The following is a 20750-nucleotide window of genomic DNA, read 5'->3' on the forward strand; positions in this document are numbered from 1 at the left end:
GGGTTGCCACCGTCAGGAGGTGACAGTGACCGGCACGGTCTTCAGCGAGCCGTCACCGTTGCGGAACTCCAGCACTCCGAGGTAGCGCTGACCTGGGGCGAGGCCGAACCAGCGCACTGTCAGGTTCGCCGTCGCGCCCGACCGCACGCTGCGCTGCTTCGGGTCGATGGTGAACCGGCCGGTCGAGGTGCCCGGCGCGCCCGGCAGGTAGCTGGTGATGGTGTACGCGTTCGCACCCGACGGAATGTTCTCGGTGAACTCCTGCTCGACGACGACGATGTAGTCCCCGGCGCCGTCCGGCAACGTCACCTTGGCGCCGTCCCGACCACTGACCGTGGCGGTGACGAACTTCCCGTCCTTGTCGTAGACGTTGAGGCTGAACTCGGTGCACTCCATCACCCCCTCCTCGTCGTCCCAGTCGATGTGGGAGCAGGTGGGTCGCTCCGACGTCACCTGGACGAGCGGGCTACGAGTTCCGGCCGGCACGTGCAGGGTGGTCCGGCTGATCGACGCGGGCAATGGCACCGGCAGGTTGTTCGACGTGCTCCAGTCCCAGCTCGGCCCGTCGCCCTGGAGGGTGGCCACGCTGCTGGTGCCCGAGGTCAGGCCGGAGAGCTGGGAGATCAGCTGACCCTGGTAGCCGACCTCGGCGGCGATCCGGACGCTGCCGAAGGTGCCCTTGCCGGTGATCGCGTCGGGCGCGACAAGCCCCGAGTTGTGCACGACCAGCGGGCTGCGTACCTCGTGTGTGAACTGGTCGCGCCAGGTCAACGAGCCGTCGGCCCAGGTGTCGAACGCGCCGCCGGTGTTGGTGACCTCGACGGTGAAGCGCGCGCTCCCGCCCGGACGGATCTGCATCTTTTTCGGGGTTACCTTGACCTGGTAACCCGGCGGGGCCTGCACCGACGACGTGTAGGTGCTGGTCCTGTCGCTGACGTTGGTGACCGTACGGGTCACCGTCTGCTTGCCCACCATCCGGCCCAGCGAGATCGACGGGTAGTTGAGCTGGGCCGTGTCGATCGCACCGATGGTGTCGCAGCCGTCCAGGTCGCCGAGCCCGTAGTCGCCGCCACGGTCGGCGGACACCCCGCACAGGTACTTGATCCAGTCCTGCTGGTTGGAGTTGTAGACCAGGCCCGGGTCGAAGGCGCTGCCCGGCCGCACCTGGCCGGCGCCGTAGTTGAGCGGGGTGGCGTCGTACGTGCCGATCTTGATGGGGTTGCCCTTGTCGGTCTTGTCCACCGCGCTGGTCATCAGCGCCGAGCGGACCGCCGCCGGCGACCAGTCGGGGTGCTTGGCCAGCAGCAGGGCGGCGATACCGGCGATGTGCGGCGCGGCCATCGAGGTGCCCGACTCCAGGGCGAAGTCGTTCCCGCCGATGGACGGGGAGAACGCCGCGACGATGTCCTGACCGGGCGCGCTGATGTCCGGCTTGAGCAGCTCGCCGGCGTTCAGGTTGGACGGGCCGGCCGAGGAGAACGCGGCGACCGCTGGGGCCTCGACGGTCTCCAGCGTGCTCGGCGAGATCGTCGCCGTGGCGTTGCCCTTGGCGACGTACGCGGTGACAGTCGCCAGGTCGACCTCGTTGATGTGCACCGTCGGCACGGTCTGCACGTCGGCGTTGAGGGAGTTGAGCTCCTCGTTGTACAGCACCATGCCGACGCCGCCGGCCCGGGCCACCTCGATGCTCTTGTCGGTACGCGGGATCTCGCCGCGCAGGCAGAGCACGATAGCGCCCTTGACCTTGGCCGGATCCAACGTGTCGTCGGCGCAGAGGCCGGCGCCGTAGGCCCCGTCCGGGTCGATTGCGCTGTCCTTCGCGAAGACCAGTCGGGCCGGACCGACACCGGTCTCACCCATGCCCACGCCGGCGATGGTGGTGCCGTCGCCGAGGGTGAGCTTCCGGGTGTTCTGCCGGTCGGTGGTGCTCGCGGCCACAGTGGTCAGCCAGGGCGTCGAGTTGTCGACGGTGTTGGCGAACGGGCCGGAGTTGCCGGCCGCGGCGGCGACGAACACCCCGGCGGCGGCCGCGTTGAAGAACGTCGCGTCGACCGCCCCGAACTGCTCGGTGTCGTCACCGATCGAGTAGTTGATCACGTCGACGCCGTCGGCGACAGCGTCGTCGATGGCGTGCACGATGTCGATGTCGGTACCTGTCGCGCCGCCCGCCCCGTTGTCGTACAGCGCCTTGTAGATCGCCAGGCGCGCGGCGGGCGCCATCCCGGAGATCATGCCCAGGTCCTGTGTGCCCGACGTGGCCCGCACGCCGTGCAGGCCGGCCGCGGTGCTGGCCGTGTGGGTGCCGTGGCCGTTGCGGTCACGCGGGGAGGCGTAGTCGTCCGGGAACGCGTCGGCGATGCCGCTGTCGTTGTACCAGCGGGCGCCGATCACCTTGTTGTTGCAGGTGACCGGCGCCTCGGTGCCGACGTCGCAGGTGCCCTTCCACTTGGCGTCGATGACGGCCTGGTCCGGGCGGGGGCTGGGCAGCGGGGCGAAGCTCGCGCTCTCCGGCCAGTAGCCGCTGTCGATGACCCCGACGATGACGCCCTCGCCAGCGCGGGAGTCTCCGCCGAACTCGTTGTTCCACACCCCACCATTGCCGGTCAGGCCCAGGTAGTCCGGGGTGTGCGAGGTGGCCGCGTGCACCTGCCGGCTCTCGTACACCGCCCGCACGCCGCGGGTGGCGCGCAGCCGGGCGGCCTGCGGTCCGGTCAGGTCGGCGGCGAAGCCGTTGAACGCGGTCTCCATCGTGACGCGGGTGCGGTCGGTCGGCACGCCGACGTGGTCCAGCACGGAAGTGCGCTGCTGGCGCAGGTGCTCGCGGTACGCCCTGGCGCTGCCCGACGTGCGGTTCAGCTTGGCGCCGTCGGCCGGCTTGGTCGCCGCGATCCCCGGCACCCCGCCGGTGTACGTGGCCAGCGGCTCCTCGTCGAGCTGGACGAGGTAGCGGGCGGTCGGTCCACTGCTTGTCGGCGCCGCGGTGGCGCTGCCGGGCAGGCTGGTCAGGCCGGCCGCGGTCAGTGCCACGGCGGCCAGCATGCTGACCCCGCGCCTGGCCCGTCCGGTCCGATGTGTGTTCGGTTGTGGCACGTCGTTGCCTCCACGTTCGGTGCCGGCCGCCACGACTGATGACGGTGGCCGAAACCTAGGATCGCTACCGATCATCGAGAAGCACTCGTAACCTGGCTGTCATCTTGGAAACAAGCTCGTAACACAACGGGTACTTTGCGCGTCATTTGGACGACGCCGGCTCGGAGGTGTCCATGTCATGTCGGCGGTTTTCGGTGCCGGCGATCGAGACGGCCTTCGTGGTCTTCGACGAACAGGACTCCGGCTGCCTCTCCTACGGGGTCGAGGAGGCGGGCCAGCGTTGGCTCGTCAAGACGGCCATCACGGCCGAGGGCAGAGCGTCCCTCGACCGAGCCTGCGCGGTGCACGCCGCAGTCCGCCATCCCGCGATCGTCCGTCCACTGCGAACAGTTGACGGACCGGCCGGACCAACGCTCCTCTACCCCTGGTACGACGGCGACGTGTTGAACCACGCCACAGTGCATGGTGCGGACCGCAGCGGGCTCACCCGGTTCCAGCAACTGCCCCTGCCACAGGTCGAGGCGGCCCTCGACGCGATCCTCGACGCCCATCTCGCCGTCAGCGCCGCCGGCCTCGTCGCGGTCGACCTCTACGACGGCTGCTTCCTGTACGACTTCTCCGCCGGGCGGATGCGGTTGATCGACCTGGACGAGTACCGCCCCGGACCCTTCGTGCTCGACGCCGAACGGCTGCCCGGCTCGCGGCGCTACATGGCGCCGGAGGAGTTCGTCCGTGGCGCGGTGATCGACGAGCGGACCACCGTGCACCTGCTCGGCCGCACCCTGCACCACCTGCTCGACTCGCCCGCGGGCTGGCGGGGCAACGACGACCAGCGTCGCGTCGTGGACCGGGCGACCAGGGTGGCCCCCGCCGAGCGTTACTCCGACGTGCCGGCCCTGGTCCGCGCCTGGCGGGAGGCGCGTTGACGCCCAGGATGCTCATGTCGCCGTCCTGCGACACCCTGACCCTCGCGGGGGTGGCTGTCTGCGGGGTGGGTGGCTGTCTGCGAGTTGGTTGCTGTCTCCGAGGTGGGTGGCTTTTTCCTAGGCCCTGTCTCGTGGATCTCGCGAGAGGTCGCGTAGCCAGATCTTCATCGTGGCGACGTCGACGGCGGCCTGGTACATGAACTCTCGCTTGTCGTAGCGGCTGGCAACGGCCCGGAACTGCTTGAGCTTGTTGATCGCCCGCTCGACGACGTTGCGCTGCCGATACAGCTCACGGTCGAAGGCTGGCGGTCGGCCGCCACGGCTACCCTTGGCCGCCCGAGCGGCGACCTGGTCCTTCTTCTCCGGGATCACCGCCGCGATCTTGCGGCGGCGCAGCTCGGCACGGATCTTCTTGTTCGTGTACGCCTTGTCGGCCAGCACCCGGCCCGGCCGGGTCCGCGGCCGGCCGACCCGCCGCCGGATGCGGACACCGTCCATGACCTTGGCGAACCCGACGCTGTCGTGGCGCTGCCCGGCGGTCAGGGTCCGGCTGACCGGCCGGCACCGGCGGTCGGCGGCCAGGTGCAGCTTCGTGCTCAGCCCGCCGCGGGACGACCGAGCGCCTCACGATCACCCGATTCGCCCGATGCCGGCCGCCCCCTTTGCCCGCCGTGTCATCGCCTACTAGCTCTTTCGGTGGCTCCCGGGGGCGGGCACCGGCGGCGTGCTGGTGCGCCCGGACCACGGTCGAGTCCACGCCGAGGGTCCAGTCGTCGCCCTCCTCGGCGTCGCAGTCGATGCGCAGCGTCACAGACCGCCGCCCACGTCCCATCCAGCGCCCACCGTCGTTTGCGCTGGTAGACGGTCTTCCACGGGCCGAACCGGGCGGGCAGGTCACGCCACGGGATCCCGGTCCGTTCCCGGAACAAGATCCCCGAGATCGTCGTATGGTGATCACGCCAGCGGCCGCCACGCTGCGGATCTGCGGGCGGCAGGGGCTTCAGCAACTCCCACTCGGCATCGGTGAGCTCGAACCGTCCGGTCACGACAAACGTGATACCAGCTCACGGCTCGCCGATCCACGAGGCGTGCCCTAGGCTCGGCGCGGACGGGGGTGAGCCAGTGCGGGTGCTGGTACTCGGGGGTACGCGGTTCGTAGGCCGAGCGATCGCGGCAGCGGCCGTGGATCGGGGCTGGCAGGTCACGGTGTTCCACCGTGGGGTGAGCGGCACCCCGCCCGCCGGAGCGAGGTCCGTGTTCGGCGACCGCAGCACCGGCGGCGTCGCCGCAATCGCCGACCAGCCGTGGGACGTCGTCGTGGACACCTGGGACGGCTCGCCTGAGGCGGTCCGCGACGCCGCCGACGTGCTGCGCGACACCGCCGGCCGCTACGTGTACGTCTCCAGCCGGTCCGTCTATCGCCAACCGCTGCCGGGCGGGCTCGACGAGGACGCACCGCTGGTGGCGCCGGGCGACGGCTACGGCGGCGACAAGCTCGCGGCCGAGCACGCTGTGCGGGATGTGTACGGCATGCGGGCGCTGGTCGCCCGGGCTGGACTGGTGCTGGGGCCGCACGAGCACCCGACGCGGCTGGTGTGGTGGCTGCGGCGGGTCGCCCGCGGCGGGGATGTGCTCGCCCCAGGGCCACCGTACCTGCCGCTGCAGTACATCGACGTGCGCGATCTCGCCGGATGGCTGCTGGACACGGCTCGTGACGCGGTCAGCGGCACGTTCAATGCCGTGAGCCGACCGGGGCACACCACCATGGCGGAGTTGCTGGAGGCGTGCCGCGAGGCCACCGGTTCGGCCGCGCGGCTGCGTTGGGCCGAGCCGGAGACGATATTGGCCGCGGGCGTGCAGCCGTGGTCGGAGCTACCGATATGGATCCCAGACGGGTCGCCGGTGCGGGGACTGCACGAGACGAACACTGACCGGGCGCACGCGGCGGGGCTACGCTGCCGCCCGGTCGTGCAAACCGTCGCCGACACCTGGGCCTGGCTGCGCTCAACGCCGGACGTCCCGAATATCGGCGGCCTCAACCCCGCCCGCGAATCAGCCCTCCTGGACCGAATCGCCTCTTCCTGATCCACGAGACACGGCCTAGTGATTGGCCGTCACCTAGGTGGTCGGCTGCGCGGCGAATCAGCCCTCCTGGACCGAATCGCCTCTTCCTGATCCACGAGACACGGCCTAGTGATTGGCCGTCACCTAGGTGGTCGGCTGCGCGGGAACGTGGCCCGCGGCGGGCCGGGCTCACGCCTGGCGTCGGCCTGTGCGGTCGCGCCATCGTGGTGGTGCCGCCGAGCGCGCGGGGGTCAGCCAGCACCCCGGCCCAGTGGCGTGGATACCTGCCTGACCCGACTGCATGGCGAAGGTGGGTTCAGCGCCGGCAGGTCGTCTCTATGTCCGTCGGTGGTAGTGGTTGCGGCGGGGGACCTGTTGGGGGTCGAGCCAGGCGGGTGGGATGAATTCGGGGTGGCCGTCGCCGCCCAACCGGACGGCCCAGTCGCTGTGGTGGAGGTGTCGGTGGTGGTGGCCGCAGAGCAGGACGGCGTTGGCCAGGCTGGTGGTGCCGCCGTCGGCCCAGTGGTGGATGTGGTGGGCGTCGCACCAGCGGGGTGGGCGGTCGCAGCCGGGGAAGGCGCAGCCGCGGTCGCGTAGGACGAGGGCGCGGCGGAGGGGGCCGGTGATGAGGCGGCGTTGTCGGCCGACGTCGAGCGTTTGACCGGCGCCGCCGAGGACGGCGGGCAGGATCGCCGCGTCACAGGCGAGCCGACGCACCGTCTCCGGGGTGAGCCGCGGCCCGGCGTCGAGGGTGCCGGCGTCGAGTTGCCGGGCTACCGCGTCGAAGCTGGTGGTGACGACGATTTGTGCGGGGTCGCCGCCGTGTTCGGGTAGCTCGCCGGTGCGCAGGCTGAGCCGACAGATATCGGCGAGGGCGTCGTGGCGGCGTTGCCCGGGGGACCGGTGGTCGTCGGGGCCGCAGGGAGCGGTCAGCGGGTCGATCGCGGCGCGAAACAGGCCGGCCGTTTCGGTGTCGAGGGTGCCGGTGAGCCGGAGCCGTCCGTCGGACAGTTCGGAGAGGGTGAGGTGACGGTCGCGGGTGGCGCGGCGGGCCTCGGCCTCCAGTGCTGCTCGATCGGCGGCGTCGGCGATGTCGGGTGCGACGTGGTCGAGGATGCGGGTGCCGATTTTGCGCAGGAGGGTGGGATCGAACTGCCCGGCCCACTCGACAAGCATGCCGACGGCCTTGTCGGCAGCCTCCGCGCCGGCGGCGGTGTGCACGGTGGTGACGGTGTCGGCGACGACCCGGGCCTGGTCGACGGTGATGTCCCCGTTGGCCAGAGCGGCGCGTACCCCAGGATTGCCGGTGTCCAGAGCGGCGGCGAGGTCGACGAGCCGGCGGGCGGCGGGGACGGTGAGGCGGAGTCGCTCGCGCAGCCAGACAGCTGTGCTGGACGCGCCCTGCGCGATGGGCGTGCCGCGACCGTCGAGTTCGCGGATCACTGCCAGTTTGACGGCGGCGAGGCGTTGCTCCAGCCGGTGCGCGGCGTCGAGCGCCGCGATCAGCTCATCTTCGGTGAGGGCCCAGGCGGCGTCGTCAACGCAGACGGCGACCGCGTCGTCTGCCCGCGCCAACTCCTCGACCATGACCAGACACTAGAACAGGTGTACGACAGTTTCAGCGACCAAGATCGATTGGTCGGAGTGCTCGGCCGTCAGTCGCGGCGGATGAGGCCCGGGCCGGCGGCGATGTCGATGTCGCCGTCCGCGATCTCGTGGCCGGCCGCGCAGCGGAGCACCGCGCGGACCGGTTGGCCGCAGTTGTGGTGGGTGGCGACGACGGACGGGCCGGCGTCGTCGGCGGCCCAGTTGTCGCCCCAGTTGCGCAGGGCGGTGATGACGGGCAGGAGTTCGCGGCCCTTGCGGGTGAGCTGGTACTCGTGGCGGGTGCGCTGCCCCGGCTCCCGGTACGGGATCCGTTCGAGCAGGCCGGCGGTGACCATGTCCTTGAGGCGGGCGGCCATGGCGGGTTCGCCGACGCCGACCCGGCGGACGAAGTCGTCGAAGCGGCGCGTGCCGAGCAGGGCCTCGCGCATGATCAGGACCGTTGACCTGCTGCCCACGATGTCCATCGCCCGGGCCACCGAGCAGTTCTCACTCGACCAGGAGTCGCGGTCGTCTCGTAGGTCCTCCATGCCGTCCAGCCTACCTGACTTGCATCGCGATTAGTCAGGTGCTTCACTGGGGCATGCTGACTTCAGCATAAGCAAGTCAGCTCGCCCCAGTCCCTAAGGAAGCCCCGTGACCAGCAGCACCGCAGCCCCACCCGCGCCCGGGCCGGACGGCGTCGTCCGCTCATCCGTCCGCGGCTCCCGTTCGGTGACCCTGATCGCCATGTGCCTGGGCGCGATGATCACGTTCCTCCAGATCACCGCGACGGTCTCCGCCCTCACCACGATCCAGCAGGATCTGCGGGTCGACCCGACCACCCTGATCTGGGTCCCCAGCGCCTACACGCTGATGGTGGCGAGCGTGGTGCTGTCCGCCGCCACCCTCGGCAGTCGCTACGGGCGCAAGCGCATCTTCGGTGCCGGAGTCATCGCGATGATCGTCGGCGCCGCCGTCGTGGCCAGTGCCCCGACCGTGGCCTGGGTGATCGTCGGGCAGTTGGTCGCCGGCCTCGGCGGAGCCCTGATCCTGCCGAACAGCCTGGCGATCCTCGGCGCGACCTTCACCGACCCGCACCGACGTACCGAGGTCATCACCGCCTGGTCGGCGGCCTCCGGCATCGGGCTCGCGATCGGTCCACTCATCGCCGGCACGCTGCTCCAGCACTACCGGTGGCACAGCGTCTACCTGTCGACGATCGTGCTCGGCGTGATCACCCTCGTCGTCGCCGTCGTCGGGGTGGCCGAGTCCCGGCCGAGCGCCGCCCGACTCGACGTGCGGGGCCTGTTGCTGGGCACCGTCGCCATCGCCGCCGCCGTCTACGCGATGATCCAGGGCGGCCGGGACGGCTACGCCAGCCCGGTGGTGCTGGCGGCCTGGATCGTGGCGCTTGTCGCACTTGTCGGGTTCGTGCTTGTGGAACTGCGGGTCAGCGCGCCCATGCTCGACGTACGGCTGTTCCGGTCCGCGTCGTTCAGCGCCGTCATGGTCGTTGCCGCGGTGTCGCTGTTCGGCTTCACCGGCGTGGCGATCCTGCTGGTCCTCTTCCACGAACGCGCCCAGGCGCTCAGCCCGCTGGACACCGGCTGGCGGATGCTCGTGCTCTTCGGCGCCTACGTGCTCGCCGCCTCCGGCGCCGGGCGGGCGATCCGTCGTACCGGCTTCAAGGCGCCGATCACCCTCGGCCTGGTCCTGGGTGCGGTGGCCAGCTTCGCTCTGGCGACCCAGGGTCCCACCGCGTCGTTCGGTCATCGCTGGGCGCTGCTCGCGTTGTTCGGCGCGGCCAGCGGTCTGGTGGTGGCCCCGGCGACCGCTGCGGCCCTGGCCAGCGTCGTGCCCGCCCAGGCCGGCATGGCCGCCGGAGCGGTGAACGCCGCCCGCCAGGTCGGCTCCGTGCTCGGCTCGTCCCTGCTGGGCACGCTCCTGACCACCACGATGCTTGCCGACCTGCCCGACCGGCTGGCCGCGCACCAGGTCGGCGAACCCACCCGGGCCGCGGTGCGGGCGGCGGTGGCCGCCGGTGCCACCGGCGACCAACCACTGCCCGATCCGGTGCGAGCGGCGCTGGCCGAGGCGCTGACCTCCGGCGTCCAGGCCGGGTTGCGCGTCACCGGGATCGTCTTCCTCGGCACCGCCGTGCTCACGCTCGCCCTCGTCCGCAACCGCCCGCACCAGCACTAGGAACCGATGGCGTCCAGCTCCTTGATCGCGTCGGCCGGCAGCTTCAGGTCGGCCGCCGCGAGGTTCTCCCGCAGGTGCGCCAGCGTCGAGGTGCCCGGGATCAGCACTGTGGTGGGGGAGCGCTGCAGGAGCCAGGCGAGGGCGACCTGCTGTGGCGAGGCGCCCACCCTGGCGGCCACGTCGTTGAGGATGTCGGACTGCAGCGGTGTGAACCCGCCGAGCGGGAAGAACGCGGCGAACGCGATGTTCTCCGCCGCGCACCGGTCCACCAGGGCGTCGTCCTGCCGGTTGGCGAGGTTGTAGAGGTTCTGGACGGTGACCACCGGGGCGATGGCCTGGGCCTCGGTGAGCTGGTCGAGCGTGACGTTGCTGAGCCCGAGGTGCCGGATCAGCCCCTCCTGCCGCAGGTCGGCGAGGGCGCCGAACTGCTCGGAGAGGGGATCGTCGCCGGTGCCCTCCGCCACCCCGACCCGCAGGTTGACCACGTCGAGGACGTCCAGGCCGAGGTGCTGGAGGTTGTCCCGGACCTGGGCCTTCAGCTCGTCCGGCTCCAGGGCCGGGATCCAGGAGCGGTCGGCACCGCGGCGCGCGCCGACCTTGGTGACCAGGCGCAGATCCTCGGGGTACGGGTGCAGCGCCTCGCGGATCAACTCGTTCACCACCACCGGGCCGTAGAAGTCGCTGGTGTCGATGTGCCGGACACCTCGGTCGACGGCCTCGCGCAGCACGGCGAGCGCCTGCTCGCGGTCGCGGGGCGGGCCGTAGACACCCGGGCCGGCCAACTGCATCGCCCCGTAGCCCATCCGGCTCAGGGTGAGGCCGTCGGCCAGGGTCAGGGCGCCGCCGGGAAGGTTCTCGCTCATGTCGTCCTCTATCCGTAACGGAAGCGGTTATGCGTCGACTGTGCGCCGACAACCGGTCGGACGGCAGGGCGAGCTGTTCCTGGTAGTGACACAGCCAGTCACCGGGCGGCCGGGCGATCTACCGTCGGTGGCATGGACGCGACGAACCCGCTCGGCGACTTTCTGCGTGCCCGTCGGGAGCAGACCCGGCCCGAGGACGTCGGGCTCGGCCCGGGCGTGGGCCTGCGCCGGGTGCCGGGGCTGCGGCGCGAGGAGGTGGCGATGCTGGCCGGCATCAGCGCCGACTACTACCTGCGGTTGGAGCAGGGGCGCGAACGGCATCCCTCGGTGCAGGTCCTCGACGCCCTGGCCGGGGTGCTGCGGTTGGATCCGGAGGCGACCGCGTACCTGATCGGGCTGAGCCGAGCGCGGTCGCGCCGGGCGGTCCGACCGGCCGCCGAGCGGGTGCCGGCCAGCATCCTGCACCTGCTGCGGCAGCTCGACATGCCGGCCTTCGTGCAGAACCGCTACCTCGACATCCTGGCCTCGAACCCGATGGCGAGGGCCCTGTCGCCGAACCTCGCCCCGGGCGCGAACCGACTCCGCGCGGTGTTCCTCGACCCGGCCGAGCGGGAGCTGTTCCGCGACTGGCGGCAGGCGATGCAGAGCGTGGTGGGGCAGATGCGCGCCGACTCGGGCGGGGCCACCGACGACCCCCGGTTGACGGCGCTGGTGGGGGAGTTGTCACTCAAGAGCGACTGTTTCCGGCAGTTGTGGGCGCGGCACGAGGTGCGTCGGCGGGAGGGTGTGGTCAGCCGGCTGCGTCATCCGGAGGTGGGTGACCTCGACCTGTACTGCGACAAACTCGCCGTCGCGGGCGCCGACGGGCAGCTGCTGGTGATCTACCACGCCGAGCCGGGTACGGAGTCCGCGCGTTCCCTGGCGCTGCTCGGCTCGATCGCCGCCAGCACCCGGGACGACGCCCCGGACAGCCTCCGGCCCGGTGACCCGGCCCGGCTCTATCCCTCCGAGTGAGCCGCGTGGGTGGGGAACGTGCTCGTAGCGCCTGCGCCATGGTCTCGCTGGCGGCCGGGCCGGCGGGGAGCGACTCCTGCGCGTCGCGCCGTTAACGACGTGGGTTGACGTTCTTTGTTTGTGAGTGCACACTTACAAACATGCGATCGACCGCCGAGGCCCGCCGGGTCACCGTTCTGAACGCCGCCGTGTCGGCGTTCGCCCGCACCGGCTTCCACGCCACCCCGGTCACCGCCGTGGCCGCCGCCGCCGGCATCTCCGAGGCGTACGTCTTCCGGCTCTTCTCCGGCAAGCTCGGGTTGTTCGTGGCGGCGGCCGGAGCGTGTTTCGACCGGATCGCCACGGCGATCGAGGCGGGGGCGGAGCGGGCCACGGGCAGCACCTCGGAGGAGATTCTCGACGCCATGGGTGCCGCCTACGCGGAGTTGATCGCCGACCGCGACCTGCTCCTCTTTCAGGTGCAGGCGCAGGCCGTCACGGACATCCCCGAGATCGCCGAGGCGGTGCGCGCCGGCTACCGGAGGGTGGCGACCTTCGTGCAGGACCGGGCCGGCGCCGACGACGCGCAGGTGCAGCGGTTCTTCGCGTACGGCCAGCTCTGCCACCTGATCGTCACCGCCGGCCTGGAGCAGGTCTCCGAGCCGTGGGCCCGCGCGCTGACCGCCGGCATCCGCCACCCCTGACCCCCGACACCGACCCTTGGGCCGCGATGGTGGCCCACTTTTTTACCCCGATAAGTGTGTGAGTGCACACTTACAAACAAGGAGGATCCGATGACCACCGAAGCGATGATCACCGAAGTCGTGCTGCCCGGCGTGGTGGAGCCCGACGGACTCCACCTGCGCCGACGCGCCATGCCCGTCCCCGCCCGGGGGCAGGCGCTCGTCCAGGTCGAGGCCACCGGGATCTCGTTCGCCGAACAGCAGATGCGCCACGACCGCTACCCCGGCCAGCCGAAGTTCCCGTTCGTCCCCGGCTACGACCTCGTCGGCACGGTCCGGGCGGTCGGCCCCGGCGCGGACGACTCGCTGGTCGGCGCCCGGGTCGCGGCGGTCACCAAGACCGGCGGCTGGGCCACGTACGCGCTTGTCGACATCGACGCCCTCACCCCCGTACCCGCGGAGCTGGACCCCGCCGCCGCCGAGACCGTCGTCGTCAACGGCGTGACGGCCTGGCAGATGCTGCGCGGTGCCGGGCTGCGGGCCGGGCAGACCATCCTCGTGCACGGCGCGAACGGCGGCGTCGGAACGGTGCTCGTCCAACTCGGACGCCACCTCGGCCTGCGGGTCGTCGGCACCGCCGCCGCACGGCATCACGCCGCGCTGCGCGAGCTCGGCGTCGAGCCGCTGGACTACCGCGACCCGGAGCTGGCCGCGCGCGTGCGTGAGCTGTCGCCGGGCGGTGTCGACGCCGTCTTCGACCCGGTGGGCGGCCCGGGTGTACGTACCTCGTACGGCCTGCTCGCCCCCGGCGGCTCGCTTGTCGTCTACGGCAACGCCGGCGCCGTGGACTCCGGCCAGTCGGTCGTGTGGGTCTTCGTGAAGCTGCTGTCGCGCCTCTACACCTGGAACGCGCTGCCGAACGGCCACCGGGCCGGCTTCTACAACTTCTGGGCCGGTCACCTCACCCGCCGTACCGCGTTCCGGCGTCGCCTACGCACCGACCTGGGAATCGTGCTCGACCTCCTGCGGCAGGGGGTGATCGTGCCGCAGATCGCCGCCCGCTACCCGCTCAGCGAGGTCTCCGCCGCGCTGGTGTTCGCCGAGACGCGCAGCCGGGCGGGCAAGGTGGTGCTGGAGCCCTGATCATTCGATCCGGTGCGCCGGTGGCGTGTCCCGGCCGGCCCGGTGGCCGGTGCAGGTGCGGTCGCGCACCGCGAGGGCGTACGGTGAACATGTCGCCCGGGATCCCGGTGGCCGCCGGACGCCGTCCGCCACCAGCCCAGACAGGGCGTAACCGATCGTCATCCCCATCGCCGCGACGGCTGGTCGTGTTGTTGACCGCCGACCTTGTCCCGGCTGTCGGGTCCGCTGGTCAGCACCGCCGGGACGGCGGTGGTCCGGAGCACCGCCGTCCGTGCGAATGATCGTTCTGAACGCCTAACAGGGGAGCACCAGATGAGGATCGCCAGGGACAGAATCGTCACCGCACTTCGCGATCGGGGTCAGCAGGCCAGGGCCGACTGGGTCGAGCGCGAGCTGCCGGAGCGCGTGGACCCGGCGAAGCACTCCGGGCTGCTCGCCACCCTGCACCTCGACCCAGCTGACCTCGTCGACGCGTCCTCCCCTTGAGGGTTGCGCTGCTCGGACCGGTCGCCTGGCGTACGCCTCCACGACACTACGGCCCGTGGGAGCAGGTGACCGGCCTGCTCGCCGAGGGGCTGGTCAGCCGCGGAGTCGACGTGACGCTCTTCGCGACACTGGACTCCGTCACCTCTGCCCAGCTCGACGGAGTCTGCCCACGGGGGTACGCCGACGACCCGGACATGGACGGTCGAGTGTGGGAGGCGATGCACGTCTCCCACGCGATGGCCCGTTCGGCGCAGTTCGACGTAGTGCACAGCCACCTGGACTGGCTGCCCCTGGCGTTCGCGGCGCACTGCCGTGCTCCGCTGCTGACCACAGTGCACGGTTTCTCCGGGGCGGGCATCCTGCCCGCCTATGGTCGAGCCCGCTCGTCGTACGTGTCGATCTCCGACGCGGACCGGGCACCGGAACTCGACTACGTCGCCACGGTCCACCACGGCGTCGACGTCGACGGGCTGCCGTTCACCGGCGACGCCGGCCCTGGACTGGCCGCCTTCGGCCGGATCCATCCCGACAAGGGCACGCACACCGCGATCGAGATCGCCCGCCGCGCCGGCCGACCCCTGACCATCTGCGGCATCGTGCAGGACGAGCGGTACTTCGCCGAACAGGTGGCCCCGCACATCGACGGCGACCAGGTCGTCTTCCTCGGGTCGGTGGGCCCGCGACGGCGTGCCGAGGTGCTGGGGGACAGCACCGCACTGCTGCACCCGATCGCCTTCGACGAGCCGTTCGGGCTGTCGGTCGTGGAATCGATGGTCTGTGGCACCCCGGTCGTCGCCTATCAGCGGGGGTCCATGACCGAGGTGGTCGACGAAGGGGTGACGGGCCTCCTCGTCCACACCGTCGACCAGGCCGTCGAGGCGATCACCCGGGCCGCCGACCTCGATCGGGTGGAGTGTCGGGCGCAGGCTCTGAAGCGCTTCAGCGCGGACCGGATGGTCACCGACTATCTCGCCGTCTACGACCAGCTCGTTCGTAACTGACTGAACCGCACACCTCTCCGTTCCGCCGGTCACACACGCTGACCGGCGTACGCCGTTCCCGCGTGAGGCTCACCGCGTACTCCTGTGGTGGCCGACAACCGGAAGGCACGACGTTCATGCCCAGCTACGGATTTCTCAGCACCCACCCACCGACCCGGTGCGGCCTGGCCACGTTCAACGCCGCCCTTGCTGGCCAGCTCACCGCCGACGGCACCCACGGCGGCATCGTCCGGGTCACCGATCACGGCGACGACCAGCGGCCCGCGCCCGGGGTCGTACACACCTGGTCGGCGCGTGACCCGGCCGGCTGGCGGGACGCGGCGACCGCCCTCAACGCGTACGACGTGGCGATCGTCCAGCACGAGTACGGCATCTACCCCGGCAACGACGGCGAGGACGTCCTGCCGCTACTGCGGCGGCTCACCGTGCCGAGCATCGTGGTCCTGCACACCGTGCTCAGCCAGCCCACCGCCCGGCAGAAGTCCCTGTTGGAGCGGATCGTGGCCACCGCCGGCGCGGTCGTCACGATGACCGACACCGCTCGGGACCGGCTGCTCGTCGGGTACGCCGTCACAGCGGGCAAGGTGACGGTCATCCCGCACGGCGCCGCCGAGCTCGCTGGCGTACCCGTCGAGCGGCGTAGCCGTCCGCACCTGCTGACCTGGGGGTTGCTCGGCCCCGGCAAGGGCGTCGAGTGGTCGTTGCGTGCCCTCGCGCGGTTGCAGGATCTGGAACCGACACCGACCTATACGGTGGCGGGCCGGACCCACCCGAAGGTGGTCGAGCACCACGGTGAGGCGTACCGGGCGGGGCTGCACCAGCTCGGCGCCCAGTTGGGCATCGCGCACGCGGTCGACTATCAGGACGCCTACCACGACCAGGAGGCGCTGGGCCGGTTGATCCGCTCCGCTGACGTGGTGGTCCTGCCCTACGACTCCCGCGAACAGGTCACCTCAGGCGTACTCATCGAGGCGGTGGCCGCCGGGGTGCCCGTCGTGGCCACGGCGTTCCCGCACGCCGTGGAGCTGCTGACCGGTGGGCCGGGTCTGGTCGTACCCCATCAGAACCCGGCGGCGCTGGCCGCGGCGATCCGGCGGATCCTGATTGAGCCGGGCCTGACCGCGCGACTCGCCGGCCGGGTCCGGCCGCTGGCCGCGCACCTGCGCTGGCCGGCGGTGGCGGCCCGCTACGAAACGCTCGCGGAGCAACTCAGCGAGGCCCGCCCGCCGGCGGTCAGCGCGGTGCCGGCATGACCGCGACCACCGGCCGGCCCCGGACGTCCACGCGTGGACGCTGGGCGGCGGCGCCCGCGCCGAGCTTCGCGCACCTGATCCGGATGAGCGACGACACCGGTCTCTTCGAGCACGCCCGGCATGCCATCGTCCGTCGCGAGCACGGCTACTGCACCGACGACGTGGCCCGTGGCCTGGTTGTCGTCAGCCGCGAGCCGGACCCGGGCGAGGATCTGCTGCGGCTCGCGGAGCGTTACCTCGCGTTCCTGACCCACGCGCAGGACGCCGACGGCGCCTTCCACAACCGGCTCGGGCACGACCGGCGCTGGGCCGACGAACCGGGGCTCGGCGACTGGTGGGGTCGGGCGCTGTGGGGTCTGGGCACGGCCGTCGCCCGCAGCCCCGCATCCTGGGTACGGGAGGAGGCGCTGGTCGCCTTCAGCCGGGGCGCCGGCCGGCGCACCCGGGCACCGCACGCGATGGCCTTCGCCGGCCTGGGCGCGGCCGAGGTCCTCCGCCGCCACCCGGGTCACGTCGCCGCAGCGTCCCTGCTGGCGGACGCGGCCAGCACGGTCGGCCCGCCGGGCCCCGATCCGCGCTGGCCGTGGCCACGGCAGGAGCTGACCTACGCCAACCCCGCCCTCGCCGAGGTGGTCATCACCGCCAGCCAACTGCGCGAGGGTGGTCCACCCCTGGACGACGGCCTGCGGATGTTGGCGTGGTTGCGCGACGTCCAGCTGCGCGACGGACGGCTGTCGGTCGTACCGGCCGGAGGTTGGCGGCACGGCGCCGTGCGGCTGCGCCACGACCAGCAGCCGATCGAGGTCGCCGCGCTCGCTGACGCCTGTGCCACGGCGGCCACTGTCACCGGTGACCCCGAGTGGGACACCGGGGTGCGACAGGCGGTCGGGTGGTTCCTCGGCGACAACGACCTCGGCACGCCGATGTGGGATCCGGCGACCGGCGGCGGCTACGACGGGCTGACCGCGCACGGACCCAACCTCAACCAGGGCGCGGAATCCACCCTCGCGCTCCTCTCCACCCTCCAGCACGCCCGGCGGTGGTCGTGACCCGGAGTCTGGCCGTCCGGCAGGACGCCACTCTCACCCCGGATCCACGGCGGGTCATCGTCAAGCTCTTCGTCCCGGGGGAGGACGCCGCAGTGGTACGCACCCGCGCGCGGGCACTCATCGACCGGGTCGCACGCCTCGACGACGAGGAGACCGGCCGGCTGTTGCGGGACACCTTCGACCGCTTCGGTGCGCGGCACCGCGACCTGGCCGGCACGTTTCACCACCACCACGACCTCGTCCGGCACCGAGCCGCCCGGGCTCGGGATCTCTCGCCGACCAGCCGGCTGCTGGTCGGCGCGTACTTCAGTCACGAGTACGCCGTGGAGGCCGCCGCCCTCTGCAACCCGTCCATGGTGGCCCACCCGGACCAGACCGGTCTGGGCGCCGGGCAGTTGCGCGTCGCGGTCAGCCTGCGTCAGATCGGCGAGGGTCACGTGTCGTCCATCGGGTTCGCCACCGCGGTCCTTGGACCCGGGCGCCAGCTCACTGTCGCCGATCGGGCCGGTCCGCTGGCCGTCGGGCAGCGGACGGGCGTACGGCACCGCCGGGACCTGCTCGTCGCAGGCCTCGCCGAGGAGGACTGCGACAACGAGGTCACCGCCACGGTGCTGGACGCCTTGCCCGAGCGGTACGACGAGGCCACCTTCGAGCGGGTGCTCGCCAACCTGCCACCCGATCTGCTCTCCCGTAGCACCGGGTTGGGCACCCTCGAACAACTGCGTCGCACCAACGCCGGAAGCTACGCCACGGCCTTCCCCGCCGACACGGCTCTGCACCAACGGGTGCTCTGGCCGGCTACCCCCGCTGAGAGCAACGGCATGGAGGACGCGCGGTTCGTCCGGTTCGTCGACGAGTCCGGGCCGGTGTACCGAGCCACCTACACCGCCTACGACGGCCGGAGCATCGCCACCCGCTCCCTGGTCAGCAGCGACCTGCGCCGGTTCGAGACGACCCCGATGCGGGGGCCGGGTGCTCGGAACAAGGGGCTCGCGTTGTTTCCGCGTACGGTCGGCGGCCGGCACCTGGCGCTGTGTCGGGCCGACGGCGAGACCATCGGCCTGACCAGCCTGGACGGCGACAACCGCTGGCAGGCCCCGACCCCGCTGCACGCTCCGCGCGACAGCTGGGAGTTGATCCAGGTCGGCAACTGCGGATCTCCGATCGAGACCGACGGCGGCTGGCTCGTGCTCACCCACGGCGTCGGACCGATGCGCCGGTACGCGATCGGCGCGCTCCTGCTGGACCTGGACCGACCGGAGCGGGTCATCGCGCACCTTCCGGGTGCGCTCCTGTCACCCGACGAGGACGACCGGGACGGGTACGTGCCCAACGTCATCTACTCCTGCGGAGCGCTCATCCACGACGAAGAGTTGTGGCTGCCGTACGGGGCGAGTGACGCCCGGGTGGGTTTCGCCACCGTGCCGGTGGCCGCGCTCCGGGCCGCGATGGTGGAATCCCCACCACCGGGTGAGCGGATCGGATGACCGTTGGTGGTGCTGCCCCGGCGGCCGGGTGGTTACCGGCCGCCGGGGCACCTCGGTCAGGAGTCGGTCTTCGCCTGCAGCGCGACGGCGTTGCCGAGGTGGGTCCCCGCCGACGATGCCGGGTGGAAAGCCGGGCGCGGTGTTACCGGGGCTGACGCCGAGGCTCTGGGCGAGGAAGCTCGGCCCGGTGTTGGTGACCGTCGAGCCGGCCAGCACGGAGAAGTTCGCCGCCGTACCGAGGTCGACCGGTGCCTCGGCGGCGCTCGCGCCGGTGCCGCTGAAGATCAATACGGCGACGGCGGTGCCGCTGGCGGCGACGGCCGCCAGTGCGGACATGGCCGTGCGTCGTGGATGGCTGAGTAGTTTGGTTGTCACGACGTGCCCTTTCGCGAAGGCATCTCACCAGACGCCGGCTGTGCGGCGGTCGTGGAAAGACACCGCACCACGGGTTTGCTCAATCGGACTTTTCACACCAAGTCCGCAATAGTTGCGAAACGGCTGAGATGGGTGAGACGGCTGGGACGAAAGGGCACTCGCCCGGCCGAGAGCGGGCGATCGGCAGGCGAGGAACGCGGCGGGGCACGGTAGCCTCACCGCTCGCGCTGCTGTGGTCGTACGGTTCGGGGAACAAGGGGGAGGTGGAGCGTGGGAGACGTCGGCGAGATGGTGCGTTGGCTCCAGCTCAACGCACCCCGAGGTGGCCCGGACGAGCTGTCTCAGCTCGTCGCCCGGGCGGCTCCCGCCATCGACGCCAGCGAGATCGTGATCTACCTGGCCGACTACACGCAGTCCCTGCTCGTGCCGCTGCTCGGCGCGGGTCTGGTCCGGGCCGAGCTGTCGATCGAGACGACCCTCGCCGGCCGGGCCTTCACCAGTCTCGACATCCAGCGTGCGCCCGACAACCCGGATCGGGTCTGGGTGCCGCTGCTGCTCGGGTGCGAACGGATGGGCGTGCTGGAGATCGTCTCGCCGGCGGCCGGCGACGCGGCAATGGACGGGCCGGCCTGGGAGGTGGCGGTCAACATCGCCCAGATCCTGGTCAACCGCCGCCTCTACGGTGACGTGGTCGAGCGGATGCGGCGGCGTCTGCCGATGCAGGTCGCGGCCGAGATCGTGTGGGGGCTGCTGCCGCCGCTGACCTTCGCCACCGACGATCTGGTGATCACCGCCATCCTCGAACCCTGTTACGACGTCGGCGGCGACATCTTCGACTACGCCCTGAACGGCGACGTGCTCAGTGTCGGGCTCTTCGACACCTGTGGGCACGGCATCAAGGCGAGCACGTTGGCCTCACTGGTGGTCAGCGCGTACCGCAACGCGCGCCGGTGTGGCCTCGACCTGGTCGACACGGCGATCAGCATCGACCGGTGGGTGCGCTCCGAGCACCCGAACTTCTTCGCGACCGGGCTGCTCATCGAGTTGGACCACCGGACCGGCCGACTGAGCATGATCAACGCGGGTCACCCCGGCGCGATGTTGCTGCGCGACGGCAAGGCCATTCGGGAGCTGCCGGGGCCGACCGTGCTGCCGCTCGGCCTGGGCCACCTGTCGGCCCGCCGCCCGAGGGTGCACGTGGAGGAGTTGCACCCTGGCGACCGCATCCTCGCCTACACCGACGGCATCACCGACGCGCGGAGCGCGGACGGGGAACAGTTCGGGCTGGACCGGCTCGTCGACTTCGTCAACCGCGCCCTCAACGACGGGTTACCGAGCCCGGAGACGATGCGCCGCCTGGTGCGCGCCGTCGTCGGCTACCAGGACGACCGGCTTGAGGACGACGCGACGGCCCTCTTCCTGGAGTGGCGACCGCCGCACCTGCCGCTCGCGCACCTCCGCGACCTCGCCGCGTCCCGATCCTGACCGGAGACAGTGGGATTTTGCACTCCCAGTGCACTTGTCTGGGCCGGGAGGGGTGTCTAGCGT

16 protein-coding genes and 1 pseudogene are annotated in these 20750 nt (G+C 71.4%); 12 read left to right on the forward strand and 5 right to left on the reverse strand.

The features are described 5' to 3' along the window. Positions 1–12 precede the first annotated feature (12 nt). Complete coding sequence (locus tag ACQPWW_RS03035; protein WP_433128898.1) at positions 13–3027, reverse strand: S8 family serine peptidase; 3015 nt, start codon at positions 3025–3027, stop codon at positions 13–15. Positions 3028–3284: 257 nt separating this feature from the next. Between ACQPWW_RS03035 and ACQPWW_RS03040 the strand changes: the two genes are divergently transcribed. Continuing rightward, positions 3285–4016 (forward strand): serine/threonine protein kinase, encoded by a 732-nt coding sequence (locus tag ACQPWW_RS03040; protein WP_433128900.1) that lies wholly within the window; start codon positions 3285–3287, stop codon positions 4014–4016. A gap of 117 nt (positions 4017–4133) precedes the next feature. Here ACQPWW_RS03040 and ACQPWW_RS03045 read toward each other — a convergent pair. Beyond that, a pseudogene (locus tag ACQPWW_RS03045) lies at positions 4134–5074 on the reverse strand (IS5 family transposase). Positions 5075–5138: 64 nt separating this feature from the next. Here ACQPWW_RS03045 and ACQPWW_RS03050 point away from each other — a divergent pair. Then, positions 5139–6101, forward strand: a complete 963-nt coding sequence (locus tag ACQPWW_RS03050) for an NAD-dependent epimerase/dehydratase family protein (RefSeq protein ID WP_433128902.1) — start codon at positions 5139–5141, stop codon at positions 6099–6101. 315 nt (positions 6102–6416) lie between these two features. On the opposite strand, the gene ACQPWW_RS03055 is transcribed toward ACQPWW_RS03050, so the two are convergent. Together ACQPWW_RS03055 and ACQPWW_RS03060 are read right to left on the reverse strand one after the other, a co-directional pair. Then, on the reverse strand, positions 6417–7667 hold the full coding sequence (locus tag ACQPWW_RS03055; RefSeq protein WP_433128904.1) for a DUF222 domain-containing protein: 1251 nt from the start codon (positions 7665–7667) through the stop codon (positions 6417–6419). Positions 7668–7735: 68 nt separating this feature from the next. Beyond that, on the reverse strand, positions 7736–8215 hold the full coding sequence (locus ACQPWW_RS03060; RefSeq protein WP_433128906.1) for a winged helix-turn-helix transcriptional regulator: 480 nt from the start codon (positions 8213–8215) through the stop codon (positions 7736–7738). 106 nt (positions 8216–8321) lie between these two features. Between ACQPWW_RS03060 and ACQPWW_RS03065 the strand changes: the two genes are divergently transcribed. Further along, positions 8322–9869: an MFS transporter gene (locus ACQPWW_RS03065; RefSeq protein ID WP_433128908.1), complete on the forward strand. Its 1548-nt coding sequence runs from the start codon at positions 8322–8324 to the stop codon at positions 9867–9869. Here ACQPWW_RS03065 and ACQPWW_RS03070 read toward each other — a convergent pair. After that, entirely contained in the window at positions 9866–10732 is an 867-nt protein-coding gene (locus ACQPWW_RS03070) for an oxidoreductase (protein WP_433128910.1), read from the reverse strand. The genes ACQPWW_RS03065 and ACQPWW_RS03070 overlap by 4 nt on opposite strands. 132 nt (positions 10733–10864) lie before the next feature. Here ACQPWW_RS03070 and ACQPWW_RS03075 point away from each other — a divergent pair, with 132 nt between their 5' ends. From ACQPWW_RS03075 to ACQPWW_RS03115, 9 genes are all read left to right on the forward strand, one after another. Next, positions 10865–11746, forward strand: a complete 882-nt coding sequence (locus ACQPWW_RS03075; protein ID WP_433128912.1) for a helix-turn-helix transcriptional regulator — start codon at positions 10865–10867, stop codon at positions 11744–11746. A 140-nt stretch (positions 11747–11886) separates the two neighbouring features. Further along, complete coding sequence (locus tag ACQPWW_RS03080; protein ID WP_433128915.1) at positions 11887–12429, forward strand: TetR/AcrR family transcriptional regulator; 543 nt, start codon at positions 11887–11889, stop codon at positions 12427–12429. 90 nt (positions 12430–12519) lie between these two features. Beyond that, positions 12520–13551: a zinc-binding dehydrogenase gene (locus tag ACQPWW_RS03085; RefSeq protein ID WP_433128917.1), complete on the forward strand. Its 1032-nt coding sequence runs from the start codon at positions 12520–12522 to the stop codon at positions 13549–13551. A 312-nt stretch (positions 13552–13863) separates the two neighbouring features. Beyond that, entirely contained in the window at positions 13864–14037 is a 174-nt protein-coding gene (locus tag ACQPWW_RS03090) for a hypothetical protein (RefSeq protein WP_238646621.1), read from the forward strand. Continuing rightward, entirely contained in the window at positions 14034–15038 is a 1005-nt protein-coding gene (locus ACQPWW_RS03095; RefSeq protein ID WP_433128920.1) for a glycosyltransferase family 4 protein, read from the forward strand. Before ACQPWW_RS03090 ends, ACQPWW_RS03095 begins: the two co-directional genes overlap by 4 nt. Before the next feature lie 116 nt (positions 15039–15154). Beyond that, positions 15155–16291, forward strand: coding sequence for a glycosyltransferase (locus ACQPWW_RS03100; protein ID WP_433128922.1), 1137 nt, complete (start codon positions 15155–15157; stop codon positions 16289–16291). Then, complete coding sequence (locus tag ACQPWW_RS03105; RefSeq protein WP_433128924.1) at positions 16288–17340, forward strand: glycosyltransferase; 1053 nt, start codon at positions 16288–16290, stop codon at positions 17338–17340. Before ACQPWW_RS03100 ends, ACQPWW_RS03105 begins: the two co-directional genes overlap by 4 nt. Beyond that, positions 17337–18827 (forward strand): glycoside hydrolase family 130 protein, encoded by a 1491-nt coding sequence (locus tag ACQPWW_RS03110; RefSeq protein ID WP_433128926.1) that lies wholly within the window; start codon positions 17337–17339, stop codon positions 18825–18827. The genes ACQPWW_RS03105 and ACQPWW_RS03110 overlap by 4 nt, the downstream gene beginning before the upstream one ends. Before the next feature lie 645 nt (positions 18828–19472). Beyond that, positions 19473–20687, forward strand: coding sequence for a PP2C family protein-serine/threonine phosphatase (locus tag ACQPWW_RS03115; protein ID WP_433128928.1), 1215 nt, complete (start codon positions 19473–19475; stop codon positions 20685–20687). Positions 20688–20750: the final 63 nt, after the last annotated feature.

It is taken from the genome of Micromonospora sp. CA-240977, assembly GCF_050942285.1.
In the GTDB taxonomy this organism is placed as follows: Bacteria; Actinomycetota; Actinomycetes; order Mycobacteriales; family Micromonosporaceae; genus Micromonospora.